General features: G+C 72.1%; 19 protein-coding genes and 1 pseudogene. 11 read left to right on the plus strand and 9 right to left on the minus strand.

What is annotated here, in order from left to right; all coding sequences use genetic code 11:
* Nucleotides 1–5 precede the first annotated feature (5 nt).
* Nucleotides 6–2,357 (minus strand): ABC transporter ATP-binding protein/permease, encoded by a 2,352-nt coding sequence (locus tag ABD236_RS05210; RefSeq protein WP_344070614.1) that lies wholly within the window; start codon nt 2,355–2,357, stop codon nt 6–8.
* Between the two features lie 278 nt (nt 2,358–2,635).
* On the opposite strand from ABD236_RS05210, the gene ABD236_RS05215 reads away from it, so the two are divergent.
* Nucleotides 2,636–4,018, plus strand: a complete 1,383-nt coding sequence (locus ABD236_RS05215) for a vanadium-dependent haloperoxidase (RefSeq protein ID WP_344070616.1) — start codon at nt 2,636–2,638, stop codon at nt 4,016–4,018.
* Between the two features lie 54 nt (nt 4,019–4,072).
* On the opposite strand, the gene ABD236_RS05220 is transcribed toward ABD236_RS05215, so the two are convergent.
* From ABD236_RS05220 to ABD236_RS05230, 3 genes are read right to left on the minus strand one after another with little or no spacing between them, the layout of a single operon-like run.
* Nucleotides 4,073–4,909, minus strand: a complete 837-nt coding sequence (locus ABD236_RS05220) for an amino acid ABC transporter ATP-binding protein (protein WP_344070618.1) — start codon at nt 4,907–4,909, stop codon at nt 4,073–4,075.
* 8 nt (nt 4,910–4,917) lie between these two features.
* Entirely contained in the window at nt 4,918–5,718 is an 801-nt protein-coding gene (locus ABD236_RS05225; RefSeq protein ID WP_344070620.1) for an amino acid ABC transporter permease, read from the minus strand.
* Nucleotides 5,715–6,545 (minus strand): transporter substrate-binding domain-containing protein, encoded by an 831-nt coding sequence (locus ABD236_RS05230; protein WP_344070622.1) that lies wholly within the window; start codon nt 6,543–6,545, stop codon nt 5,715–5,717. The genes ABD236_RS05225 and ABD236_RS05230 overlap by 4 nt, the downstream gene beginning before the upstream one ends.
* Before the next feature lie 225 nt (nt 6,546–6,770).
* Here ABD236_RS05230 and ABD236_RS05235 point away from each other — a divergent pair, with 225 nt between their 5' ends.
* Both ABD236_RS05235 and ABD236_RS05240 read left to right on the plus strand, forming a co-directional pair.
* Nucleotides 6,771–7,598, plus strand: coding sequence for an SAM-dependent methyltransferase (locus ABD236_RS05235; protein WP_344070624.1), 828 nt, complete (start codon nt 6,771–6,773; stop codon nt 7,596–7,598).
* Between the two features lie 178 nt (nt 7,599–7,776).
* Complete coding sequence (locus ABD236_RS05240; protein ID WP_344070626.1) at nt 7,777–8,448, plus strand: DUF6445 family protein; 672 nt, start codon at nt 7,777–7,779, stop codon at nt 8,446–8,448.
* A 3-nt stretch (nt 8,449–8,451) separates the two neighbouring features.
* On the opposite strand, the gene ABD236_RS05245 is transcribed toward ABD236_RS05240, so the two are convergent.
* Entirely contained in the window at nt 8,452–9,243 is a 792-nt protein-coding gene (locus ABD236_RS05245; RefSeq protein WP_344071204.1) for a putative protein N(5)-glutamine methyltransferase, read from the minus strand.
* Between the two features lie 127 nt (nt 9,244–9,370).
* Here ABD236_RS05245 and ABD236_RS05250 point away from each other — a divergent pair, with 127 nt between their 5' ends.
* Nucleotides 9,371–9,694, plus strand: a complete 324-nt coding sequence (locus ABD236_RS05250; protein WP_344070628.1) for a putative quinol monooxygenase — start codon at nt 9,371–9,373, stop codon at nt 9,692–9,694.
* A 28-nt stretch (nt 9,695–9,722) separates the two neighbouring features.
* Here ABD236_RS05250 and ABD236_RS05255 read toward each other — a convergent pair whose 3' ends face one another.
* Nucleotides 9,723–10,142, minus strand: coding sequence for a hypothetical protein (locus ABD236_RS05255; RefSeq protein ID WP_344070630.1), 420 nt, complete (start codon nt 10,140–10,142; stop codon nt 9,723–9,725).
* 134 nt (nt 10,143–10,276) lie between these two features.
* On the opposite strand from ABD236_RS05255, the gene ABD236_RS05260 reads away from it, so the two are divergent.
* Both ABD236_RS05260 and ABD236_RS05265 read left to right on the plus strand, forming a co-directional pair.
* The gene (locus ABD236_RS05260; RefSeq protein WP_344070632.1) at nt 10,277–10,990 is read left to right on the plus strand and encodes a class I SAM-dependent methyltransferase; all 714 of its coding nucleotides are present in this window, start codon (nt 10,277–10,279) and stop codon (nt 10,988–10,990) included.
* A gap of 164 nt (nt 10,991–11,154) precedes the next feature.
* Nucleotides 11,155–11,340, plus strand: coding sequence for a hypothetical protein (locus ABD236_RS05265; protein ID WP_344070634.1), 186 nt, complete (start codon nt 11,155–11,157; stop codon nt 11,338–11,340).
* A 22-nt stretch (nt 11,341–11,362) separates the two neighbouring features.
* Here the strand turns inward: ABD236_RS05265 and ABD236_RS05270 are convergent, their stop codons facing one another.
* Nucleotides 11,363–12,883: a carotenoid oxygenase family protein gene (locus ABD236_RS05270; protein WP_344070636.1), complete on the minus strand. Its 1,521-nt coding sequence runs from the start codon at nt 12,881–12,883 to the stop codon at nt 11,363–11,365.
* Between the two features lie 244 nt (nt 12,884–13,127).
* Between ABD236_RS05270 and ABD236_RS05275 the strand changes: the two genes are divergently transcribed.
* Nucleotides 13,128–13,544 (plus strand): SsgA family sporulation/cell division regulator, encoded by a 417-nt coding sequence (locus ABD236_RS05275; RefSeq protein WP_344070638.1) that lies wholly within the window; start codon nt 13,128–13,130, stop codon nt 13,542–13,544.
* 47 nt (nt 13,545–13,591) lie between these two features.
* Here the strand turns inward: ABD236_RS05275 and xylB are convergent, their stop codons facing one another.
* Entirely contained in the window at nt 13,592–15,058 is a 1,467-nt protein-coding gene (xylB, locus tag ABD236_RS05280; protein ID WP_344070640.1) for a xylulokinase, read from the minus strand.
* A 185-nt stretch (nt 15,059–15,243) separates the two neighbouring features.
* Here xylB and xylA point away from each other — a divergent pair, with 185 nt between their 5' ends.
* Nucleotides 15,244–16,413 carry a xylose isomerase gene (xylA, locus tag ABD236_RS05285; RefSeq protein ID WP_344070642.1) on the plus strand — a complete coding sequence of 390 codons (1,170 nt, stop codon included), beginning with the start codon at nt 15,244–15,246 and terminating at the stop codon, nt 16,411–16,413.
* A gap of 95 nt (nt 16,414–16,508) precedes the next feature.
* On the opposite strand, the gene ABD236_RS05290 is transcribed toward xylA, so the two are convergent.
* Nucleotides 16,509–17,735, minus strand: a complete 1,227-nt coding sequence (locus tag ABD236_RS05290; RefSeq protein ID WP_344070646.1) for an ROK family protein — start codon at nt 17,733–17,735, stop codon at nt 16,509–16,511.
* 98 nt (nt 17,736–17,833) lie between these two features.
* Here ABD236_RS05290 and ABD236_RS05295 point away from each other — a divergent pair, with 98 nt between their 5' ends.
* The 3 genes and pseudogenes from ABD236_RS05295 (at nt 17,834) to pulA (ending at nt 25,774) form a co-directional block, all read left to right on the plus strand.
* Complete coding sequence (locus ABD236_RS05295) at nt 17,834–18,496, plus strand: LUD domain-containing protein (protein WP_344070648.1); 663 nt, start codon at nt 17,834–17,836, stop codon at nt 18,494–18,496.
* A gap of 367 nt (nt 18,497–18,863) precedes the next feature.
* A pseudogene (locus ABD236_RS05300) lies at nt 18,864–20,285 on the plus strand (alpha-amylase); the annotation flags it as partial.
* Between the two features lie 98 nt (nt 20,286–20,383).
* Nucleotides 20,384–25,774: a pullulanase-type alpha-1,6-glucosidase gene (gene pulA, locus ABD236_RS05305; protein ID WP_425543825.1), complete on the plus strand. Its 5,391-nt coding sequence runs from the start codon at nt 20,384–20,386 to the stop codon at nt 25,772–25,774.
* Nucleotides 25,775–25,779 lie beyond the last annotated feature (5 nt).

Consider the following 25,779-nt stretch of genomic DNA (forward strand, 5'->3'; position numbering starts at 1 on the left):
GCCGCCTACTTCCGCATCACCGCGGGCTCGTGCCGCCGCAGCAGCCGGGCGACCAGGAAGCCGAACAGCACCGACAGGGCCACCAGCATGCCCATGTTCAGCAGCCACACACCGCTCTCGTGCCGGAACAGCGGGTCGCCGGTCAGCTCGCCCGGCACGATCCGGGAGAGCCCGATGGTGCCCGCCATCCCGCCCAGCGCCCAGCGGGAGGGCACCAGCCAGGCCAGCTGCTCGATGCCCGGGACGCCGTGCAGCTTCAGCAGCGCGCCGCAGAACACCACTTGGACGATGGCGAGCAGCACGAGCAGCGGCATCGTCACCTCTTCCTTGCGCACCAGCGCCGAGACGAGCAGGCCGAGCATCATCGCGGTGAAGGCGAGCAGGGCGACCGCCACCGTGATCTCCACCAGCGGCGGCAGGATGACGCCCTTGCCGCCCGGGGCGTTCAGCTTCACGCCGAAGAGGGCGACGAGGGTGAGCACGACGGCCTGGAGGACCGTGATCGTGCCGAGCACCACCACCTTGGACATCAGATACGCCGATCTGGACAGGCCCACGGCCCGTTCTCGCTGGTAGATGACCCGTTCCTTGACCAGCTCCCGTACGGCGTTGGCCGCGCCCGTGAGCACCCCGCCGACACACAGGATGAGCAGCGCGTTCATCGCCGTCTCCTGGGTCAGCTTGCTGCCCGCGAGCGCGCGCGCCATGGCGCCCATCACGAAGGGCAGCGCGATCATGATGGCGAGGAAGGTCCGGTCGGCGCCGAGCGCGGCCGCGTACCGGCGCACCAGGGTGCCCAGCTGGGCGCCCCAGCTCTGCGCCTTGGGCGGCTTGGCCACCACCCGGGCGGCGGCGGCCCGGCCGAGGTGCGGCTGGGCGCTGGAGGCGACGACGTACTGCTGGTGGAAGCGCGAGCCGGCGTACTCGCCCGCCCAGTCCCGTTCGCGGTCCCGCTCGAAGGCCTCGAACGCCTCCGGCCACTGCCCGAAGCCGAAGAAGCCCAGGGTGTCCCGGGGCGGCCCGTAGTACGCGATGCGGCCGCCCGGCGCCAGGACGAGGATCCGGTCGCAGACGTCGAGGCTCAGCACGCTGTGGGTGACCACGATGACGGTACGGCCGTCGTCCGCGAGGCCGCGCAGCATGTGCATCACCGAGCGGTCCATGCCCGGGTCGAGCCCGGAGGTCGGCTCGTCGAGGAAGAGCAGCGAGGGCTTGGTGAGCAGCTCAAGGGCGACGCTGACGCGTTTGCGCTGGCCGCCGGAGAGGCTGTGGATGGGCTGGGCGGCGCGCTGTTCGAGGCCGAGTTCGCCGATCACCTCGTCGACCCGGGCGCGCCGCTCGGCCTTGGCGGTGTCCTGCGGGAAGCGCAGCTCGGCGGCGTAGCCCAGCGCCCGGCGCACGGTGAGCTGGGCGTGCAGGATGTCGTCCTGGGGGACCAGCCCGATGCGCTGGCGCAGCTCGGCGTAGTCGCGGTAGAGGTCGCGGCCGTCGTAGAGGACCGTGCCCCGGTCGGCGGGGCGCAGCCCGGTCAGGGCGTTGAGCAGGGTCGACTTTCCGGCGCCGCTGGGCCCCACCACGGCCAGCAGGCACTTCTCCCCGACCGGGAAGGAGACCTGGTCGAGCAGGGTCTTGCGCCCCCGGTCGACGGCGACGGTCAGGTCCTGGACGTCGAGCGAGACCTCGCCGGTGTCGACGTACTCCTGGAGCTCGTCGCCGACCAGGCAGAACGCCGAGTGGCCGACGCCGACGATGTCACCGGGGGAGACCCGGGCGCGGGCGACGGGCTGGCCGTTGAGGAAGGTGCCGTTGTGGCTGCCGAGGTCGACGATCTCGTAGCCGCCGCCGGGGAGGGCGCGCAGTTCGGCGTGCCGACGCGAGACGACCAGGTCGTCGACGACGAGGTCGTTGTCGGGGGCGCGCCCGATCCGTACGGTCCTGGCGGGCAGCGGCCGCACCGAGGTGGGCCGGCGGAAGGCGCCGGTCGCGGACGGCATGGACACCGCGGAGAGCCGCTCGGGCGCGCGGACCGGTGGCGGGGCGCGGCCGACCAGCACGGCGCGGGGGCCGTCGGCGGGGCTGCCGAAGCGGATGACGCTGCCCGGGCCCACACCCCACTCGTGGACGCGGCGGCCGTCGGCGTAGGTGCCATTGGTGCTGCCCTCGTCCTCGACCGTCCAGTGGTCGCCCGCCGCGCGCAGCACCGCGTGGTGCCACGAGACGCGGGCGTCGTCGATGACGATCTCGCTGAGGGGGTCGCGCCCGACGTGGTAGTCCCGGCTCGGACTCATCACCGTGGAGCCGGTGTCGGTCTCCAGGACGAGTACGGGCGCTGTCGGCGCGGCAGACCGCTCTCCCATGGGTGGAATTCTACCTATACGTCCGTTTGCGCGCCCGGCGGTGACCCAGGCCTGAGTGCGGCCTTACCGGCGGTATACCGCCAGGGTTTACCGTCTGCTCGATCTACCTCGCAGGGATGACGTCCCACGTCATCCGCCTGCTGGATGTGGCTCCGCGGGCCCGCCGCCTAGATTGCGGCGCGGAACGCAAGCACCTCCGTACCTCTGCACCACCGCACCGACGAGCCGCCCGGCTCGACTCATCGCACCACGGACCGGCAGAGAGGACCTGTACCGCTATGTTCCACACCAGACGGGGGAGACGCGGCGGCATACGCGCCAAGGCGGTGACGCTGGCGACCGTGCTCGCCACGGCGGCCGGCGCGCTCGCGCTCACCCCTCAGTCCGCCTCCGCGGCCCCCAACTACTCCGGCGACCCCGTGCAGTACTGGAACAACGTGCTGCTGGGCGCGATCAGGACCGCCGGCGGCCCGCCGGGCCCACTCTCCCGCGCCGCCGCCGAGATGAACGCGGCGATCTACGACGCCGAGAGCTCGTACCAGCTCAAGTTCCACACCATGACCTCCGACCCCTACCTCCAGGCGGTCAACTACGCGGGCTGGGCGGAGGGGCCGGGCGAGGAGGAGCGGGTGATCGGGCGCACCGCCTACAACATCCTGCTCAAGCTCTTCCCCGGCCAGACCACCTACCTCGACAACAAGTTCACCGAGCGGTTCGGCACCAAGCCCACCGACTTCGACATCCTCGATGTGACCGTGGTCAACACGATGGTCACCAACATGTGGAACTTCCGGACCGCGGACGGCTCCGCCGACCAGACCGTCTACACCCCGGACGACAAGCCGGGCGCCTGGCGGCCCACCAGCTACCCGGACCTGCCGGACGCGAGCTGCGCCCAGGGCGGCCAGGCCGCCAACCCCGAGTGGGGCAAGGTCAAGCCGTGGGCGCTCACCTCCGGCTCCCAGTTCCGGCCCGCGACGCCCGGCCAGTACGCCTCGTACGAGAACCTGCTGGCCAGCCCCGCCTACGCGGAGCAGGTCGCGAAGGTGCGCGGGCTCGGCGCCGCGAACTCCACCACCCGCACGACCGACCAGACGGCCGCGGCCTGGTTCTGGGCCAACGACGCCAACGGCACCTACAAGCCGCCGGGGCAGCTGCTCGACATCACCGCGCGGGTGGCCCGGGACCGCGGCCTGACGCCCTATCAGAACGCCCGGCTGTTCGCGCTGGTGTCGGTGGCCATGGCGGACGCGGCCATCGCCGAGTGGGACGTGAAGTTCCAGACGCCGATCGACCTGTGGCGGCCCGTCTCCGCCATCCGCGAGGGCCTGGGGGACACCGGCTGGAAGCCGCTGTCGGGCAGCACGCCGTGCTTCCCGGCCTGGGCCTCGGGCCACTCCGCGTTCGGCGCCGCCTGGGCGGGGATCATGCGGCAGTACTTCAAGAGCGACAACATCACCTTCACCGCCTCGACCGACGACCCCAAGTCCCCGGTGAAGAACCGTACGTTCAGCAGCTTCAGCCAGGCCGCGCGCGAGGACGCGGACAGCAGGGTCTGGCTCGGCGTCCACTACCCGTGGGACGCGAGCGACGGGCTGACCCTCGGCGACGCCGTCGCCACCTGGGTCTTCACCCACAAGATGAAGGCCGCGGGATCCTGACGGACCGAGTACGCGGTGCCCGCCCCCGGGAGTTTCGGGGGCGGGCACCGCGTCTCAGCCGGGCTGGTCCCCGGGCGGCAGGTGCGAGGTCGGGCGGGCCTCCGCCGCGGGGTCGAGGATGCGGTTGAGGAAGTTGCGGGTCCGCTCCTCCCGGGGGGCGCCCACGACCTGCTCGGCCGGGCCCTGCTCGACGATGACGCCGCCGTCCATGAACACCACCCGGTCCGCGACCTCCCGGGCGAAGCTCATCTCATGGGTGACCACCATCATCGTCATGCCCTCGCCCGCGAGCACCCGCATCACCGCGAGGACGTCGCCCACCAGCTCCGGGTCGAGCGCCGAGGTCGGCTCGTCGAAGAGCATCACCTCGGGGCCCATGGCGAGTGCCCGGGCGATGGCGACGCGCTGCTGCTGCCCGCCGGAGAGCTGCGCGGGGTAGGCGTCGGCCTTCTCGGCGAGCCCGACCCGGTCCAGGTTCTCCCGGGCCACGGCCGCCGCCTTCACCTTGTCCCGGCGCAGCACCCGCCGCTGCGGCAGGACCAGGTTCTCGGTCACCGTGATGTGCGGGAACAGGTTGAACTGCTGGAAGACCATGCCGATACGGCGGCGCACCGCGTCGATGTCGACGTCCAGGTCGGTGACCTCGGTGCCGCCCACGAACACCTGGCCCGCGCTCGGCTCCTCCAGCAGGTTCACACAGCGCAGCAGCGTCGACTTGCCCGACCCCGAGGGCCCGATGACGCACACCACCTCGCCCCGGGCGACCTCCAGGTCGATGCCGCGCAGCACCTCGTTGTCCCCGAAGGACTTGCGCAGCCCGCGGATCTCGATCTCGTTGCGTGACGTCTCGTTCCGCGGCGTCTCGTTCCGCGGCGTTTCGTTCTGTGGCATCGCTTTCCTCACCTCGCCCGGTCGGCACGGGCTTCGAGGCGGCGCACCACGAAGCTCAGGGGCACGGTCACCATCAGGTAGCAGAGCCCGGCGACCAGGATCGGGGTGGAGTTGGCGCTCTGGCTGGCCAGGTCCCTGCCGTACTTGGTCAGCTCCCGCTCCTCCAGGGTGACCCCGAGGAAGAGCACCAGCGAGGAGTCCTTGAAGAGCAGCACCAGCTCGTTGGTCAACGGCGGGATGACGATCCGGAACGCCTGCGGGATGATCACCGACACCATGGCCCTGGCGTGCGAGAACCCCAGCGAGCGGGCCGCCTCCATCTGGCCCTTGGGCACCGCCTGGATGCCCGCCCTGATCGTCTCGGCCATATAGGCCGCGGCGACCAGGCCGAGCCCGAGGGCGACCTTTCCGTACGTACCGCCGGGGATCTCCGTGCCGGGGAAGGCCAGCGGCACCGCCACACCCACGAAGATGAAGATCAGCAGGGCGGGCAGCCCGCGGAACAGCTCGATGTAGATGCCCGCCACCCAGCGGTAGGGCGCCACGGACGACAGCCGCATCAGCGCGACCACCAGCCCGAGCACCAGACCGAAGGCGAAGCCGGAGAGCGTGTACACCACGGTGTTGCGCAGGGCGATGGTGATGATCTCCGGGAAGAGCTTCCCGATGAGGTCGGTCTGCGCGAACTGGTTCTGCAGCCGGTCCCAGTCGGCCAGCACCCCGATGGTGACCAGCACGCCCACGAAGACCGCGTACTGGATGCCCTGCGAGACGCGCCTTCGTTGACGCCTCGTCAGGCGGGAGGTCACCGCTGGGCCTTGGGCAGCGGTCCGATCCACTGTTCGTAGATCTTCTTGTACGTGCCGTCCGCCTTGGCGTCGGTGATCGCCTTGTCGATGGCGGCGAGCAGCTTGGTGTTGCCCTTCTTGACCGAGAAGCCGTACCGCTCACCGGTGGAGATGTTCTCCACCAGGGCGAACCGGTCGGCGTTGGCCTTGTCCTTGAGCCAGCCCTGGACCACCGGGTAGTCGATCACCACGGCGTCGACCTGGCCGGTGCGCAGCCCGTTGAGGACCGCGTCGGAGCTCTCGAAGGCGACCGGGTTGAAGCCCTTGCCGGTGGCGTAGCTCTCGCCGGTGGTCTCCGCCTGCGCGCCGAGCTTCTTCCCCTTGGCCTTGAGGTCGGCCAGCGAGGTGATCCCGCTCTTCTTGGTGGCGAGGAGCGCCTGGGTGGCGTCGAAGTAGGGGACGGAGAAGTCGACGTTCTTCTTGCGCTCGTCGGTGATGGTCATACCGGCGGCGGCGAGGTCGCACTCGCCGGAGTTGAGGAAGGCGCCGGTCTTGAAGTTCTCGAACGGAGTGTCGAGGATCTTCTGTTCGACCTTGAGGTTCTTGGCGACGAGGTCGATCAGCGACACATCGAAGCCCACGACCTTGCCGTTCTGCTCCGACTGGAACGGCGGATAGGGCAGATGGGTGCAGGTGGTCAGCTTGCCCTTCTTGACCACCGGCACCCCGCCCGCGGCCTCCCCCGAGCCGCCGCCGTCCGACGAGCACCCGGTGGCGACGAGCAGCAGACCTGCCGCGGTGGCTGCGGCGGTGGTCAGATTGCGGATACGGTGAGCCGTCCTGGTCACGGTTGACCTCCATCGGTACGAGGGTGGCTGAGGAGCGGAACCGTTCAGCCATGATCGTATGAGACTGGGGGTGACTTCGCCCCCGAACGCGTCAGGCGCGCCGATGACGTCATCCGGCCACCCGCCTGCCCGAAGCACCGGCGGGCGGGGTTCCAGGACACTGTTCAACTTGGCCATCTAGGCTGATCATTGACAGTTCCACCAGGCCCCCAGGAGACGACGCCCGTGACCGAGAACCCGGCCAACCTCGATGCTCCCGAGCACGTTCGGAGCAGAATCAACACCTCCCAGCCGCACACGGCCCGGATCTGGAACTACTGGCTCGGCGGCAAGGACAACTACGAGGTCGACCGTGAGGTCGGCGACCAGATCCGCCAGCTGCACCCCGGCATCGGCGACTACGCCCGCGCGGACCGGCTCTTCCTCGGCCGGGCGGTGCGCCACCTGGTGGCCGATCGCGGCATCCGCCAGTTCCTCGACATCGGCACCGGTCTGCCCACCGCCGACAACACCCACGAGGTGGCGCAGCGCATCGCCCCCGAGTCGCGGATCGTCTACGTCGACAACGACCCGCTGGTGCTCGCCCACGCCCGCGCGCTGCTGACCAGCACGCCCGAGGGCCGCACCGACTACCTCGACGCGGATCTGCGCGATGTGGACAGCATCCTGGAACACGCGTCGAAGACGCTCGACTTGACCCAGCCGGTCGCGCTGATGCTGCTCGGCGTGGTCATCTTCATCGAGGACGACGAGCAGGCGTACGGGCTGGTGCGGGGGCTGATGGAGAAGCTGGCGCCCGGCAGCTTCCTGGTCCTCTCGCACACGGTGACCCACCCCGAGATGCCCGACGTCGACCAGGCGGTGGCCTTCTGGAACGAGCACGGCACCCCCAAGCTCACCCAGCGCACCCCCGAGCAGACCGCCCGGTTCTTCGACGGCCTGGAGGTCCTGGAGCCCGGTGTGGTCTCCTGCTCGCGCTGGCGGCCCGAGGACGCGGCGGACGGCGAGCCCGCCGAGGTCGCCATGTTCGGTGGTGTCGGCCGCAAGGCCTGACCTGCGCCGGAGCCGTCTCCTGGGACGAAAATGGCCACGGCTTTGCCATTGCGGGGACCTCCCGCCGGGATGTCCCCGCAATGCGCCCTTCGTCACCGGGACGGCTTCACCGCACCTTGAGGGAAGGTTGACCAACTCACAAACGGATACAGAGGGTTACGGACATAGGTTCGGCCGCATGGCCCCCACCCCCTCCTCCCTCCCGGTCCTGCCGTACCGCAAACCGACCCGCGGCCGCGACTACTGGGTCCTCGACGACGTCCTGCCCAATGCCGACGAGGTCCGCGCGCGCTGCCTCGCCAAGGACGACTGGGTCGAGGGACACCCCCGCAAACCGGAGACCTGGCCGGGGCTGCGCACCATGCCGGGCCTGGAGCCCGCGGAACTCGCCCGGGTGGAGCGGCTGGTCAAGAAGGCGACCGGAGCCGCAGAGCTGTGGGTGCAGCGGGCGCCCGGCGGCGCCACGCTCAACCACAACTGCGTCCAGGTCGTCGGCCGGGACGAGTGCGAGCCGCGCCCGCACACCGACTCGCGCGCGCTGTGCCGGTACGCGGCCGTGCTCTACCTCAACCCCGGCGTGCCCAAGGACTGCGGCACCAGCTTCTACCGGCAGAGCCTGCCGGGCGGCGTGCTCGGCGGCAATCTGGTCGCGGCCCCGCACACCAACCTGGTCGAGGCCCTCGGCACCCGGTTCGTGCCGGCCGACTCCTTCACCGAGGACGTCCGCGTCCCCCACCGCTACAACCGCCTGCTGCTCTACAACGCCAACATGATCCACACCGCCACCGGCTACTGGGGCAGCACCCTGGAGGACAGCCGGATGACGGCCGTCTTCTTCTGGATGGCGTGAGCGTCACGCCGCGCCCTCGGCGGGCCGGGTGGCGACGACCACCGTGGCGTACCGCTCCTCGCAGCTCGCCACGCGCGGCACCAGACCGCCCGCGGTGACCGCGGCGACGGCCGAGGGCACCTGGCGCTCACCGGTCTCGAAGAACAGCCGCCCGCCGGGAGCCAGCCACCGCGCCGCCTCGGCGGTCACCCGGCGCAGCACGTCCAGGCCGTCGGCGCCGCCGTCGAGCGCCACCCGTGCCTCATGGACCCGTGCCTCCGAGGGCAGCAGCGCGATCTCCTCGGTCGGTACGTACGGCACATTGGCGAGCAGGACGTCCACGCGGCCGCGCAGTGCGGCCGGCAGCGCGGCGAACAGGTCGCCGTGGTGGGCCGAGCCCCCGGCGGCGGCGACATTGCGGCGGGCGCACTCCACGGCCGCCGGGTCGATGTCGGCGGCGTACAGCTCGCCATCCGTCAGCCGGGCCAGCAGCGCCACGCCCAAGGCGCCCGAGCCGCAGCACAGATCCACCACGACCGCCCCCGGCGGCGCGAGCGCGGCCGCCCGCTCCACCAGGAACTCGGTGCGGCGGCGCGGCACGAAGACGCCCGGGTCCACCGCGACCCGTACCCCGGCGAACTCCGCCCACCCCAGGACGTGTTCCAGCGGCAGTCCCTCGGCGCGCCGCGCCACCATGGCGTCGAGTTCGTCGGGGGTGCGGGCCGAGGTGATCAGCAACTCCGCCTCGTCCTCGGCGAAGACACAGCCGGCGGCGCGGAGCCTGGTCACAACGGAGGAGTGGTCAAGCACGGTAATGGGTCTCACCTGGGGATACGGGGCCGGGAAAACCCGCTGGGGCTCCGGCGGGGCGCGGTCACCCTACCCCGGGCGTGTCGGGCACCCGCAGTGATTTATCCGTGCATACCGTGCCTAGAATGACCGGATGATCTTTATTGTCGTCAAGTTCCCCGTGAAGCCCGAGTACGCCGAGGAGTGGCCCCGGCACGTCGCCGACTTCACCCACGCCACCCGGGCCGAGCCCGGCAACCTCTGGTACGAGTGGTCGCGCAGCATGGAGGAGCCGAACACCTACGTACTGGTCGAGGCCTTCCAGGACGGGGCCGGCGAGGCGCACGTCAACTCCGACCACTTCCGGGCGGCCATGGAGACCATGCGCCCGCTCCTGCGCCGCACCCCCGACATCGTGAGCACGACGATCGAGGGTGCGACGGGGTGGAGCGCCATGGGCGAGCTCCAGGTCGACTAGTCGACCGGCGGCCGCGCCGGCCGGGCCGTCACTTGACGGTGACGGTCACGGTCGGCGAGACGGTCTCGCCGTCCTTGACCCGCAGCTCCTCCTTGCCCTTGGTGTTCAGCTTGGCGTCCAGCGAGTAGCTGGAGCCCTGCTTGATGGTGGTACTGGCCTGCAACGTCGTCCACTTGCCCTTGTTCTTGTGCTGGAGCACGACCTTGCTGCCGACCGCCAGGCCCTTGGAGCGGCCGGTGAAGGTGACCTTGCCGCCCGCCTTCACCTCGGTGGCGCTCGCCTTGACGGTCAGCGATCCCGCCGCCGGTGACGCGTACTTGCTGCCGCTCGGCGTCGGCTTCGGGGTGGCCGCGGTCGCGATTCCCGTGGCCGACCCGGCCAGCAGGGCGAAGGACAGGGCGCCCGCTGCCGCCATCCGGGCGCAGCGGTGGCTCAGAGTGGATTTCACGATTGATCTCCCGTCTCGACCTGCTCCCCAGCCGGTCGATTCGTACCTTTTCTGAGGTTATCCATGGATGTTGGGAAACGGCGACCGGGCGGCGTGCCCCGGCGGGGGCCGTGCGCGCCCCTATGCTGAGGGCGATGTTCGCTCCCCAGGGCCCCACCGTCCGTGAACTCGCCGTCCAGGCACTGTCGTCGGTCGAGCGCGGCTACGACCTGCTCGCCCCGAAGTTCGACCACACGCCCTACCGCACACCGGACCGGGTCCTCGACGCCGTCACGCACACCCTCGCCGCACTCGGCCCGTTCGGCCGCGGCCTCGACCTGTGCTGCGGCACCGGCGCCGGTCTGGACGTGCTGCGCGCGGTGTGCCACGGGCGGATCGCCGGGGTCGACTTCAGTGCCGGGATGCTGGAGGTGGGCCGGGCGCGCGGGGGGCCGGACGCCGACCGGGTGCGCGCGGACGCCCGCGCGCTGCCCTTTCGGGACGCGTTCGACCTGGTCGTGAGCTTCGGCGCGTTCGGCCACTTCCTGCCGGCCGAGCGGCCGGGCCTGTTCGCCCAGGTCCGCTCGGTGCTCGCGCCCGGCGGCCGGTTCGCGTTCCCGGTCGCCGCGCCCGCCCGACCCGGCTCGCTCGGCTACTGGACCCTGCTCGGCTTCGACACCGCCATGCGGGTGCGCAATGCGCTGTGGCGGCCCCGGTTCGTCATGTACTACCGGGACTTCAGGCTCGCCGACGTCCGCGCCGAGCTCGCCGACGCCGGGTTCCGGGTGGACCTGTACGCCTTGGAGGAGCTCGGGCGGCGCCCCGACGGCAGCCCCCGCTGCCGTCTGGTGGTCGCGACGGCCCGCTGAAATCCGCCCCCGCCACCTGCGGTGATAACGCTCGGTAGTGCTCGTGTGGCGCGCGGTGAGCGGGAGTCGTACCGTGGCGGAGGTGGTTTTCACCGGTCCGTCGCCAGGGCGCGGCGGACCGGTCTCGACACTCTCGGGGTCACGAGGTGACTACCTTGCCCTCCGTGCACTTTCCTCTGATGCTCGCGCTGGCAGCGGGCTCGTTCTTCCTCTGGCGCAAAGGCGGCACCAAGCTGTCCCACGCGCTGATCTGCGCCGGATTCGGCTTCTACTTCGCCGACACCGCCGCGGCCCCCTCCCTGCACAGCGCCGTCAACTCGGTGGTCGGCATGCTCAGTCAGCTGGGCTGAGCACGCCGGCCACCGCGCCGGCTCAGGCGTCCGCGACCCAACTGCCGTGGAAACCCAGGGGCACCCGCCCGGGCAGATGGATCCGGGCCAGCGGACGGCCGCCGAAGTCCTGCGCCGCCAGGATCAGCAGATCGGCGGCCCCGCGCTCCGGATCGTGGACGTACGCCAGCGCGTAGCCGTCGTCCTCCGCCTTCCCCGGAGCCGGGCCCGGCCCGTGCGCCGCCACGAACACCGCCTCGCCCACGGCCGAGCCGCGGGGCAGCCGGTGGCGCTCGGCGGTGCCGCGCAGGAAGTCGTGCTTGATCAGGGCGTTGCCGAAGGAGAGGTCCGGCGGCACGCCGTCGGCCGTCAGATAGGCGGTGAACATCTCGGCGCTGGCCGCCGTGTACCCGTACCGGTGGCGCCGGGACACCAGCGACTCGTTGACGCGCGGGAACTCCTGCGGCCGGTCGTCGAGCCGCCGGGTGCGCACGCGGCCGTGCGCCAGGTCGACCGTCCAGCGGTCGAGCGAGGCGGGCGCGAGCGCGCTGGGGCCGTCGGAGCCCCGACCCGCGACCTGGAACGGCGCCGGGAAGGTGGTGAGTTCGACGACCACCGAGGCGCCGTCGTCGTACGCGTTGAGCGTGTGCGAGGCGAAGACGGGGTCGACCTCGAACCAGCGGACGCTGCCGCCCGCGCGCGGCATGACACCCACCCGCGCCGGGTGCCGGTCGTTCCACACGTACGGAACGAGCGCGCCCGCCCCGGCCGCCGCCGCGTCGAAGGTGACCGGGACGTCGAAGAGGACCACATAGCGCTCGGTGAGCGCGAAGTCGTGCATCATCGGGCTGTCCGCGACCGGGATCCGGGTCGTCCGGGCCACCCGCCCGGTCCGGTCGACGACCAGGTGGCGGACGTGGTCCCAGGTCGGGTAGTACGTCACCGCGTGCAGCTCGTCGGCGTGCGCGTCGTACTTGGTGTGCGCGGTGAACGAGCCGCTGAGCGTGGAGCGGAAGTCGTACGGGCGCAGGGTGTTGAGCTCGCCGTCGAGCTCGTACGGCAGCGGCCCGCTCTCCTGGAGGGCGAGGATGCGGCCCTTGTACGGGATGACGTGCGTGTTGCACGCGAAGTCGTCCTCCGGGACGGGCCCGGGGTGCGGCTCGCCGAGCTTGCGGCTGACGGCGGCCGAGCGGACCCACCGGTTGCGGTACCACTCCGCCCGCCCGTCGCGCAGCCGCACCCCGTGGACCATGCCGTCCCCGAGCATCCAGTGGTGCGGGCGAGGGTCCTCCAGGCCGAGGACGTTGGGGCCGGTGCGCAGATAGCGCCCGTTCAGGGAGCGGGGGATGCGGCCGGTGACCGGCAGGTCGAAGGCGGTGAGCTCCTCGGTCACGGGAGCGAAGGCCCCCTGGAGGAACGGCAGGCTCGCGGGGGAGGGCGCGGTCGCCCGCGGTGCGGTGCGCGGGGCGGCCGAGGCGACCGCACCTGCGCGCGCGGCGAGCAGACCGCCCGCCGCCGCGCCCGCCGCTCCTCGCAGCACGTTCCGCCGAGTGTGATCGTTCATGTCCGAGCCCCCCTGCTTCCGCTTCGGTACGACTTCCGTACGAGCTGTCGACGACGATCGTCCGCCCGGGCGGGGGGCCGGGTCAGGAGGTCTGGGGCCCGGAGCGGGGTGGTGCCAGGCCCCCTGTTTCGCGGCCGGCCCTTCGGGGTTTTCGCACGAAATCCCAGGCAAGGTGTTGAATATGCGACTATCGAAATGATGTGATGCGGGTCACAGATCGGGAGTGGCAGCAAGGAGCAAGTCGATGTCCACCACCGTCGAACAGTCCGTCCTGGCCCGCCTCGTCACCGACGCCGACCACGGCGTCCCCGTCCCCGTCACCCTCACCTACGACGGCTGTGACCCGCTGGCCGTCCGGATGGTCTTCCCGCCGGAGGTCTCCCTGCACGACGGCGGCGTGACCTGGGTCTTCGCCCGCAACCTCATCGACCGGGGGCTGCGCGACCCGGCCGGTACCGGCGATGTGCACGTCCGGCCGCTCGACCGGACCCGGACCGTGGTGGAGCTGCGCTCCCCGGAGGGTCTGGCCCTGCTCGAGTTCGGCACCGCGGCCCTGCGCCGCTTCCTCTTCCTCACCTACGCGGCGGTCTCCGCCGACGTCGAGAACCAGGATCTCGACATGGACAGCGCCCTGGCCGAGCTGCTGCGCGAGAGCCGGTGACCGCGCGGCACCGCTGAGCGGGCGAAGGTTCAAGGCGGGCTCAGGAGTCACCCGAGCATCGGCGCCGCCCGGTCGAGCACGGCGCCGATGCGCTCCCAGGCCGCCGTGTCACGCGCGACCGGCTCCAGCGCGGCGCCCTCGCCCGTGCCCCAGGCCGCCGCCGTCGCCACCGGGTCCGCGCCGGTGACGGCGGCCGCGGCGAGCGCGGCGGCGCCGAGCGCGACCAGTTCGGTCGCCCGGGGCACGATCAGCGGCCGGCCGGAGAGCCTTCGTACGGTCTCGATCCAGGTGCGGCCCCGGGCGCCGCCGCCGATCAGCCGCAGCGGGCGGGCGGCGGCCTCCGCGTCGGTGAGCCCGCAGGCGCGCAGCAGGTCGTCGAGGGCGGAAAGGGCGGTGAAGACCGCGCCTTCGTAGGCGGCGCCCAGGAGCTGGGGGCCGGTCGTGCTGTGGCGCAGACCCGTGAGCAGTCCGGCGGCGGTCGGCAGATCGGGGGTGCGCTCGCCGTCCAGGTACGGCAGCAGCACCGCCTCGCCGCCGGGTTCCGCGTCGTCGCGGCCCAGCCCGAGCAGGGCCGCCACCTTGTCCACGGCGAGCGTGCAGTTGAGGGTGCAGGCGAGCGGCAGGAACGTGCCGTCGGTGGCGGCGAAACCGGAGAGCGCGGGCGAGCCGGGCCGGGTGCGGGTGGCGGCGAAGACCGTGCCGGAGGTGCCGAGGCTGAGGACGGGGTGGTCGAGCAGCCCCGCGCCGCCGAGCCCGAGCCCCACGGCGGCGGCCATGTTGTCGCCGGTCCCGGCGGCGACCGCGATCCCCGCGGGCAGTCCGAGCGCGTCGGCGGCACCCGCCGTCAGCGATCCCACCCGGGTGGCCCCGGTGGCGGCGACCGTCGGCAGCAGGGAGGCGTCGAGGCCGAGGAGGCCGAGCAGCTCAGGGTCGTAGGCGCCGGTCGCCGTGGAGTACCAGCCGGTGCCTGAGGCGTCGCCCGGATCGGTCGCGGCCGTGCCGGCAAGGCGCTCGGTGAGGAAGTCGTGGGGGAGGCGGATCGCGGCGGCGGCCGAGGCGTGCGCGGGCTCGTTCTCGTACAGCCAGCGCCACTTGGCGGCGGTCACCGCCGCGACGGGGACCGAGCCGGTGCGCGCGGTCCACGCCCCCGGGCCGCCGAGCGCCTCGGTGAGGGCGGCGGCCTGCGGGGCCGAGCGGGTGTCGTTCCAGAGCAGGGCGGGGCGCAGCGGGCGCCCGGCGCGGTCCAGGACGACCAGGCCGTGCTGCTGTCCGGCGACCGCGATCCCGGCGACGGCTGACGCGGCCACCCCCGCCTCCTCGAGCCCCGCCGCGACCGCCTCGCCCAGCGCCCGCCACCACTGCTCGGGGTCGCTCTCGCGGGCCCCGTCGGCGCCGTCGACCCGGTGCGGGGCGCGGCCCGTGGCGAGCACCCGACCGCTCTGGGCGTCGACGAACAGCGCCTTGGTGGACTGCGTGGAGCTGTCCACCCCGATGACGACCGGCGCCTGCGGCATACGGGCCCCCACCTCTCTTCCGCGGATTCGACTCCGACCTGCGTGCACGGATTTGCGCGCGCGCGAAACAAATTAGATGACGGGCTGGGGTTTCGGAAGCCGAGGCGACCGTGTCATATTCGTCAGGTCAGTGAACAAATAGCCGCAGGGGCCGTCGGGCGCCCCGCACCGAGGTGGACACGACGATGACGGAACGCTTCACCCCCACCCCCGAGGACAAGTTCACCTTCGGTCTGTGGACCGTGGGCTGGCAGGGGCGCGACCCCTTCGGCGACGCGACCCGCCCCGCCCTCGACCCGGTCGACACCGTCCACCGGCTCGCCGAGCTCGGGGCGTACGGAGTGACCTTCCACGACGACGACCTGATCCCGTTCGGCGCGTCCGGCGCCGACCGCGAGGCGCACGTCAAGCGGTTCCGGGCGGCGCTGGACGCCACCGGCCTCGCGGTGCCGATGGCCACCACCAACCTCTTCACCCACCCCGTCTTCAAGGACGGCGCCTTCACCGCGAACGACCGCGACGTACGCCGGTACGCGCTGCGCAAGACGATCCGCAACATCGACCTCGCCGTGGAGCTGGGCGCCCGGGTGTATGTGGCGTGGGGCGGCCGCGAAGGCGCGGAGTCGGGCGCCGCGAAGGACGTACGGGTGGCGCTCGACCGGCTGAAGGAGGCCTTCGACCTGCTGGCCGAGTATGTGCTGGGCCAGGGCTACGACCTGCGGTTCGCGGTCGAGCCCAAGCCGAACGAGCCGCGCGGGGACATCCTGCTGCCCACCGTCGGGCACGCGCTCGCCTTCATCGAGCGGCTGGAGCACCCGGAGCTGGTCGGGGTCAACCCGGAGACCGGGCACGAGCAGATGGCCGGGCTCAACTTCACCCACGGGGTCGCCCAGGCGCTCTGGGCCGGAAAGCTCTTCCACATCGACCTCAACGGCCAGTCCGGCATCAAGTACGACCAGGACTTGCGGTTCGGGGCGGGCAATCTGCGCGACGCGTTCTGGCTGGTCGACCTGTTGGAGTCGGCGGGTTACGAAGGCCCGCGCCACTTCGACTTCAAGCCGCCGCGCACGGAGGACGCCGCCGGGGTGTGGGCCTCGGCGGCGGGCAACATGCGCACCTATCTGATCCTGCGCGAGCGCGCGGCGGCGTTCCGCGCGGACCCCGCGGTACGGGAGGCGCTGCGGGCGTCCCGCCTCGACGACCTGGCCCGGCCGACGGCCGAGGACGGGCTCGCCGGGCTGCTCGGGGACCGCTCGGCCTTCGAGGACTTCGACGCCCACGCGGCGGGGGAGCGCGGCATGGCCTTCGAGCAGCTGGACCAGCTGGCGATGGAGCACTTGATGGGGGTGCGCTGAGAGCCCGGCTTCCCACCACCGGGGGGGGTCCGGGCGGGGGTGGGACGCCCGGCTCGGGGACCTGATCCCGGCCCCGGCTTCGGCCGGGTCCGGGATCAGGCCTGCGCCCACCCCGCCGGATCGTCCAGCACCGCCTCCACGACCAGGGCCGCCGCGCCCCGGGCCGCGTCCCCCGAGGGTGAGGAGGGGCGCAGCCGGCCGCTGCCGCGGGGCCACAGGCCCGACACCACCCGGGACGCGAGCTCGGCCTCGGCCGGGGGCGTGAGCCACGGCGCCAGCGCGCGGTAGACGCCGCCGAGGACCACGGTCTGCGGGTCGAGGAGGTTGACCGCGCCCGCGAGGACCCGGCCCAGCATCCGCCCGGCGGTGCCCAGCGCCGTCAGCGCGCGCTCGTCGCCCGCCCGCGCCCGGCGTTCCAGCTCGGCCACGCCGGCCGCCCCGGCGCCCTCGTCGATGCCCCCGCCGCTCAGCAGCGCCGACTGGCCCGCGTACCGCTCCAGACAGCCGCGCGCCCCGCAGCGGCACTCGGGACCGGCCGGGTCCACCGGGACGTGGCCGATCTCCCCGGCGAAGCCGTGCGCGCCGCGCAGCAGTTCGCCGTTGAGGACCAGGGCGCCGCCCACGCCGATCTCGCCCGAGAGGTAGAGGAACGTACGGGCCTCGCCCGGGGCGCCGAACCACAGCTCGGCGAGCGCCGCGAGGTTGGCCTCGTTCTCCGAACCCACCGCCACGGGAGGGGCCTCGGAGCACTTCGCGAGCTCGCGCGCGAACAGGGTGTCTGCCGGGACGCCGTTCCAGCCCAGGTTCGGCGCCTGGCGGACCGTGCCGCCCGCCACCAGGCCCGGCAGGGCGAGCGTGACCCCGGCGGGCCGCAGCTCCTGCTGCCCGGCGGAGTCCAGCGCGCGCGAGGTGAGCCGGGCCGCCCGGGCCAGCACCTCGGCGGGCGGCGCGCCCCGGTTGTCCAGGTGCTCGGTGAGCCGGACCCGGTCGGTTCCGGCCAGGTCGACCACGCAGACGGTCGTGTAGTCGACGTTGATCTCGACGCCGACCCCGGCGACACCGGTCCTGGCCGGTTTGAGGACCGTGCCGGGGCGCCCCGCCTGCCCGCTGGAGGTCTTGCCCGACTCCGTGACGAAGCCGCCCTCCAGGAGCTGCTCCACCAGCGAGGACACGGCCGCCCTGGTCAGCCTGACGCGTGCCGCGACGCCCGCCCGGGTGGCCTCGCCCTCGTCGTGGACCGCGCGGAGCACCAGGCTGAGGTTGTGCCGCCGCACGGTGTCCTGGTCCGCCTTGGGCGCCAGTGGGGCGAGGTTGCTCTTCATGTCGTGGCCGAGCCTATGCGATGGCCGGGGCGCCGCAGTTGCCCGATCCAGCGGCACTCGAACGGGACTCGCGTGTCCCGGCACTAGGTTCTGCGAGCATGAGTGAGAAGACCATCACCGATGAGAAGCCCGTCACCGTCCTGCCCGCCGACGAGGCCTTCGCGGTCCCCGCGAGCGCGCGGAGCCTGGAGCGGGCCGCCGAGGCCCTGCGGGGCAACGGATTCACCGTACACATAGTGGAGACGGCCGCCGACGCCCGCGAGCTGGTGACCGGGCTGCTGCCGACCGACCGGGCGATCCTCGCCTCGACCAGCGAGACCCTGCGGCTCTCCGGGATCCAGGAGGACATCGACGCCTCGGGCCGGTTCAAGAGCATCCGCGCCGAGCAGGCCGACTGGGACCTGCGGGCCCGCCGCGACGAGGTGCGCGCCGCGCGCTCCGCGCCGGACGTCGTCGTCGGCAGCGTGCACGCCGTGACCGAGGACGGCCGGCTTGTCACCGGGTCCGCGAGCGGCAGCCAGCTCGCCTCGTACGCGTACGGCGCCGGCCAGGCGGTCTGGGTGGTCGGCGCCCAGAAGGTGGTGGCCGACCTGGACACCGCGCTGCGCCGCGTCGAGACGTACTCGCTGCCCAAGGAGGACGTCCGGGCCCAGCGGGTGATGAACCAGCGCAGTGTCCTCGCCAAGGTCCTGATCACCAGCCGCGAGGTCGTCCCGCACCGCAGCACCGTCGTCCTGGTCCGCGAGCCGATCGGCTTCTGAACCGTGTGCTGAGGACCCTTCCCACCGCCTTCGAAGCCGCCGCACCTCCCGGGTGCGGCGGCTTCCCGCGTTCCGGGGGTGAGTTCAGGCCACTCCCCGAGCCGAGGTGTGGGGGAACGTAACACCGATGCAATCTCTTGCGGAAGAGCTTGCGGAGAGAAAGGGGAGGGGAGGCGCGGAGATTTCCGCAGTGTGCCGAGGGTGTGTCCAAAGGGTTGACCAGCTGGTCCGGTCCGCCTACGGTCTCGACCGCAACAGCTTTCCGGTTGTTTCAGCAAGAACATTCAGAGACCTTCTGGGGCGGCCGGGCCGCGCCGCCTGGAAGGCCGCTCCGTCTCCCCGCATCCCCGCACGGAGGTCCCCCCCCATGGACGGTCGCACCGCCAGCACCCCCCGCAGACGCCGCCGTACGCGCAAAGCCCTGGCCGCCGCCGTCGCGCTCCTCGCGGGGGCCGCGAGCAGCGTCGTCCTCGGCGCCCCGCAGGCGGGGGCCGCCGCACCCGGGCCCAAGGACGTGGCCGCCGTCCTCTTCGAGTGGAACTACGCGTCGGTGGCCAAGGCCTGTACCGACGAACTCGGCCCCGACGGCTACGGCTACGTCCAGGTGTCCCCGCCCCAGGAACGTATACAGGGCGACGCCTGGTGGACCGGCTACCAGCCCGTCAGCTACAAGCTCGGCAACCGGCTGGGCGACCGCGCCGCCTTCCGCTCCATGGTGGGCACCTGCCACGCGGCGGGCGTCAAGGTCGTCGCCGACGCGGTGGTCAACCACATGGCGAGCGGCTCCGGCACCGGCACCGCGGGCTCGCCCTACTCCAAGTACGACTACCCCGGCACCTACTCCGGCGCCGACCTGGACGACTGCAAGGCCGAGATCACCAACTACCAGGACCGCTGGCACGTCCAGCACTGCGAGCTGGTCGGCCTCGCCGACCTCGACACCGGCGAGGAGTACGTCCGCAACACCGTCGCCGGGTACTTCAACGACCTGCTCTCCCTCGGCGTCGACGGCTTCCGGGTGGACGCGGCCAAGCACATCCCCGAGGACGACCTCGCCGCCATCAAGTCCCGGCTGACCGTCCCGGGCGTCTACTGGAAGCAGGAGACGATCTACGGCGCGGGCGAGGCCGTACAGCCCACCGAGTACCTGGGCACCGGCGACGCCCAGGAGTTCCGCTACTCCTGGGACCTCAAGCGGGTGTTCACCAACGAGAAGCTCGCGTATCTGAAGAACTTCGGCGAGGGCTGGGGCTATCTGACGTCGGGCAAGGCCTCGGTCTTCGTGGACAACCACGACACCGAGCGCGGCGGCCAGACCCTCACCTACAACGACGGCGCCCGCTACACCCTCGCCCATGTCTTCATGCTGGCCTGGCCCTACGGCTCCCCGGACGTCCACTCCGGCTACGTCTTCAGCGACAAGGACGCCGGGCCGCCCAACGCCGGTCGGGTGAACGCCTGCTACAGCGACGGCTGGAAGTGCCAGCACGCCTGGCCGGAGGTCCGCTCGATGGTGAAGTTCCGCAACACCGCGGGCACCGCGCCGGTCACCGACTGGTGGGACAACGGCAACAACGCCATCGCCTTCGGGCGCGGCGGCAAGGCGTTCGTGGCCCTCAACCACGAGGGCTCCGCGCTCACCCGCACCTTCCAGACGTCGCTGCCCCCGGGCGGCTACTGCGATGTGCAGAGCGGCAGGAACGTCACGGTCGACGGCTCCGGACGGTTCACCGCGACCCTGGGCCCGGACACCGCCCTCGCCCTGCACACCGGCGCCAGGACGTGCGGCACCTGACGCGAACACCCCCTGGCGCGTCCGGCCGGCCGGTCCGACGCTCCCCTCGTGCCCCGTATCCGCAGTCCCTCCGCAGAAGGAGTACGTCCGTGATCGGCTCTTTGCGCCGAACCGCCGTCACCGCCGCCGTGGCCCTCGCCCTGCTGGCGTCGGCCGCGCCCGCGGCGCAACCGGCGCCCGCCGGGCCCCCGGCCCCGCCGTCCGACGCCCGGCTCGCCGCCGAGCCCGCCCGGCACGAACTCACCCGGGAACAGCCCTACTTCGTCCTGCCCGACCGGTTCGCGGACGGCGACAGCGCCAACAACCGGGGCGGGCTGACCGGCGGCCGCTCGGTCACCGGCTACGACCCGACCGACAAGGGCTTCTACCAGGGCGGCGACCTCAAGGGGCTGACCGGGAAGCTGGACTACATCAAGGGGCTCGGCAGCACCGCGATCTGGCTGGCGCCGATCTTCAAGAACAAGCCGGTCCAGGGCACCGGCGCCGACCAGAGCGCCGGCTACCACGGCTACTGGATCACCGACTTCACCCAGGTCGACCCGCACTTCGGCACCAACGCCGACCTCGCCCGGCTGATCGAGGCGGCCCACGCCAAGGGCATGAAGGTCTTCTTCGACGTCATCACCAACCACACCGCCGACGTCATCGGCCACCGGGAGCAGAGCTCCGCGTACCTCTCCAAGGGCGCCTTCCCGTATCTGACCAAGGACGGCGTGCCCTTCGACGACAGCGCGTACGCGGCCGGAGGCAAGGGCTTCCCGGCCGTCGGCCCCGGCTCCTTCCCGTACACCCCGACCGTGCCGGCCGCCGAGAAGGACGCCAAGGTCCCGGCGTGGCTCAACGACCCCGCCCTGTACCACAACCGGGGCGACTCGACCTTCGCGGGGGAGAGCGCGGAGTACGGCGACTTCTCGGGCCTGGACGACCTGTGGACCGAGCGGCCCGAGGTCGTCCGGGGCATGGAGAAGATCTACGAGAAGTGGGTGAAGGACTTCGACGTGGACGGCTTCCGCGTCGACACCGTCAAGCACGTCGACATGGACTTCTGGACCCAGTGGGCGACCGCCCTGGACGCCTACGCGGCCAAGCACGGGCGCCGGGACTTCTTCATCTACGGCGAGGTGTACTCCGCCGACCCGTCGGTGACCTCCCCGTACGTCCGCCGGGGGCGGCTGGACGCGACGCTTGACTTCCCCTACCAGCAGGCGATGCGGAGTTACGTCTCGCAGGGCGGTTCGGCGGACGACCTGGGCGCGGCGCTGGGCCAGGACTACCGCTACACCACCGACAAGGCCAACGCCTATGAGCAGGTGACCTTCCTCGGCAACCACGACATGGGCCGGATCGGCGCCTTCCTGGTCCAGGACAACCCGAAGGCCGACGCCGCCGAGCTGCTGCGCCGCGACCGGCTCGCCCATGAGCTGATGTTCCTCAGCCGGGGCAACCCGGTGGTCTACTACGGCGACGAGCAGGGCTTCACCGGCTCCGGTGGCGACAAGGACGCCCGGCAGACGATGTTCCCGTCCAAGGTCGCGGACTATCTCGACGACACGCAGATAGGCACCAGCCGTACGCACGAGAGCAGCGCTTTCGATCCGGAGCACCCTCTCTACAAGGCGATCGCTGCTCTCTCGAAGCTCCGAAAGCAGAACCCGGCGCTCGCCGACGGTGTGCAGAGCGAGCGGTACGCGGCGCGGGGCAAGGGGATCTACGCCTTCTCCCGCACCGACGCGAGGACCGGGACCGAGTACGTCGTCGCCGTCAACAACGCGGCCGAGGAGCGGAGCGCCGAGTTCGCGACCGGCTCCGCGGACACCGCGTTCACCGGGATCTACGGTGCCTCGGGCACCCTCGCCAGCGGCGCCGACCGCCGTATCGCGGTGCGGGTGCCGGCCCTCTCGGCCGTCGTCTACAAGGCGGCCAAGCCGCTGGGCGCCCCGGCCGCGCTGCCCTCGCTGACCCTCGAGGCCCCGGCGGCCGGTGCCACCGGTGACGTCGAGCTCGCGGCGGACGTCGAGGGCGGGCAGCTGAACCGGGTGGTGTTCGCCGCCCAGACCGGCACCGGCGAGTGGCAGGTCCTCGGCTCCGCCGACCACGCCCCGTACAAGGCCGTCCAGCACCTGCCCGCCACCCTGGCGCCCGGAACCCCCGTGCGCTACAAGGCCGTTGGCGTCGACTCGGCCGGGCGCACCGCGAGCGCGACCGCGCAGACGACCAGCGGCGCCCCCGCCACCGACCCGGTGCCCACCGCGACGAGCCGGGACTACGCCGTGGTCCACTACAAGCGCCCGGCGGGCGACTACACCGACTGGCGGCTCTACGCCTGGGGCGACCTCGCCGACGGCGAGTCCACCACCTGGCCCGCGGGCCACGCCTTCACCGGCCGCGACGCCTACGGCGCCTTCGCGTACGTCAAGCTGAAGCCGGGCGCCTCCGGCGTCGGGTTCCTCGTCATCGACAAGGACGGCAACAAGGACGTCACCGCCGACCGCACCATCGACGTGGGCCGCACCGGCGAGATCTGGGTCGAGCAGGGCAAGGACGCCGTCCTCACCACGCCGCCCGCCAGCACCTACCCGCCGCAGGACACCACCAAGGCCGTCATCCACTACCGGCGCGCCGACGGCGACTACAGCGGCTGGGGCATCCACACCTGGACGGGGGCCGCGACACCCACCGACTGGTCGAGCCCGCTGCCGCCGGTGCGCACCGACGCCTTCGGCGCGGTCTTCGAGGTGCCGCTGAAGGAAGGCGCCACCAGCCTCAGCTACATCCTGCACAAGGGCGACACCAAGGAGTTCGGCTCCGACCGCTCACTGGACTTCTCCACGTACGCGCACGAGGTGTGGCTGCTCGGCGGGGTCGAGAAGTACCTTCTGCCCATGACCTCCGGCTCCGCCGCCGACCTCGACCTGTCGAAGTCGCGGGCGCAGTGGATCGACCGCGACACCGTCGCCTGGGACACCGGCAACGCGGCCGCGAGCTACCAGCTGGTGTACGCGCCGGGGGGCGGCCTCGCCGTCAAGGACGGCGTCCTCACCGGCGAGGGCCACTGGCTGCGGCTCACCCCTGTGCCCGGCGGCCTCACGGACGCGCAGAAGGCCCGGTTCCCGCACCTGAAGAAGTACGCGGCGTTCACCGTCGACCCGCGCGACCGCGCCCGCGTCGGCCAGGCCCTCACCGGTCAGCTCGTCGCCACCCAGCGCCTCGCCAACGGCGCCCTGCTCGCCGCCACCGGCGTCCAGACGCAGGGCGTCCTCGACGACCTGTACGGATCCCGCGCCACCAAGGCTTCGCTCGGCCCGGTCTTCAGGGGCGGCCGCCCGACGCTCTCGCTCTGGGCCCCGACCGCCCGGCGGGTCGCCCTCGAACTCGACGGCCGCACGGTCGCGATGCGCCGTGACGACGCGACCGGCGTGTGGTCGGTGACGGGCCCCCGGAGCTGGTCGGGCAAGCCGTACCGGTACGCCGTGACCGTGTGGGCGCCCAGCGTCCAGAAGGTCGTCACCAACCTGGTCACCGATCCGTACTCCACCGCCCTGACCACCGACTCGGCCCGCAGCCTGGCCGTCGACCTCGCCGACCCGAAGCTCGCGCCGCGGGGCTGGGCCACCCTGCGCAAGCCCGCCGCCGTACCGCTGCGCGCCGCGCAGATCCAGGAGCTGCACATCCGCGACTTCTCGGTCGCGGACCGCACCTCCCGCCACCCCGGCCAGTACCTCGCCTTCACGGACACCGGCTCCGACGGCATGAAGCACCTCAAGGAACTGGCCGCCTCCGGGACCTCGTACGTCCACCTCCTCCCGGCCTTCGACATCGCCACCATCCCGGAGAAGAAGTCCGACCAGGCCGTTCCCGCCTGCGACCTCAAGGTGTACGCGCCGGACTCGCCGGAGCAGCAGGCGTGCGTGGCCAAGAGCGCCGCCAAGGACGCCTACAACTGGGGGTACGACCCGCTGCACTACACCGTGCCCGAGGGCTCCTACGCCACCGACCCCGAAGGGACCCGGCGCACGGTCGAGTTCCGGCGTATGGTCCAGGGCCTCAACGGCGCCGGGCTGCGCACGGTGATGGACGTCGTCTACAACCACACCGCGGCGAGCGGCCAGGCCGACAAGTCCGTCCTCGACAAGATCGTGCCGGGCTACTACCAGCGGCTGCTCGCCGACGGCACCGTGGCCACCTCCACCTGCTGTGCCAACACCGCGCCGGAGAACGCCATGATGGGCAAGCTCGTGGTGGACTCGGTGGTCACCTGGGCCAGGCAGTACAAGGTCGACGGCTTCCGCTTCGACCTGATGGGCCATCACCCCAAGGCCAACATCCTCGCGGTCCGCAAGGCGCTCGACGCGCTGACACCGGCCGAGGACGGCGTCGACGGCAAGAAGATCGTCCTGTACGGCGAGGGCTGGAACTTCGGCGAGGTCGCCGACGACGCCCGGTTCGTCCAGGCCACCCAGAAGAACATGGCGGGCACCGGGATCGCGACCTTCTCGGACCGGGCCCGCGACGCGGTGCGCGGCGGCGGCCCCTTCGACGAGGACCCCGGCGTCCAGGGCTTCGCCTCCGGCCTCTACACCGACCCCAACTCCTCCACCGCCAACGGCACCCCGGCCGAGCAGCGCGCCCGGCTGCTGCACTACCAGGACCTGATCAAGGTCGGCCTCTCCGGCAACCTGGCCGGATACACCTTCACCGACACCCTGGGCCGTACGGTCAAGGGCGCGCAGGTCGACTACAACGGCGCCCCGGCCGGATACGCCGACGCCCCGGGCGACGCGCTCGCGTACACCGACGCCCACGACAACGAGTCGCTGTACGACGCGCTCGCCTTCAAGCTGCCGCGCACCACCTCGGCGGCCGACCGGGCCAGGATGCAGGTGCTCGCGCTGGCGACCGCCACGCTGTCGCAGGGCCCGGCGCTCTCCCAGGCCGGTACGGACCTGCTGCGCTCCAAGTCGCTCGACCGCAACTCCTTCGACAGCGGCGACTGGTTCAACGCGATCCACTGGGACTGCGCGGACGGCAACGGCTTCGGCCGCGGGCTGCCGCCGGCGGCCGACAACCAGTCCAAGTGGGCCTACGCCAAGCCCCTGCTGACGACCCCCTCGCTCACCGTGGGCTGCCCGGAGATCACCGCGGCCTCGGCCGCCTACCGGGACCTGCTGAAGATCCGTACGAGCGACCCGGCGTTCCGTCTGGCCACCACGGCCGAGGTGCAGTCGGCGCTCTCCTTCCCGCTCTCTGGCAAGGACGAGACGCCGGGTGTGATCACGATGCGACTCGGCTCTCTGGTGGTCGTCTTCAACGCGACCCCGGAGCGGCAGACCCAGCGGGTCGCGGACCTGGCGGGCCACGGGTACGCCCTGCACCCGGTGCAGGCGTCCGGCGGCGACGCGGCGGTGAAGTCGGCGTCGTACGAGAAGGGTTCGGGCACGTTCACCGTCCCGGGGCGCACGGTGGCCGTCTTCCGCCGTAGCTAGCGGCT

The sequence above is a fragment of the Streptomyces crystallinus genome, assembly GCF_039521265.1.
Taxonomy (GTDB): Bacteria; Actinomycetota; Actinomycetes; order Streptomycetales; family Streptomycetaceae; genus Streptomyces; species Streptomyces crystallinus.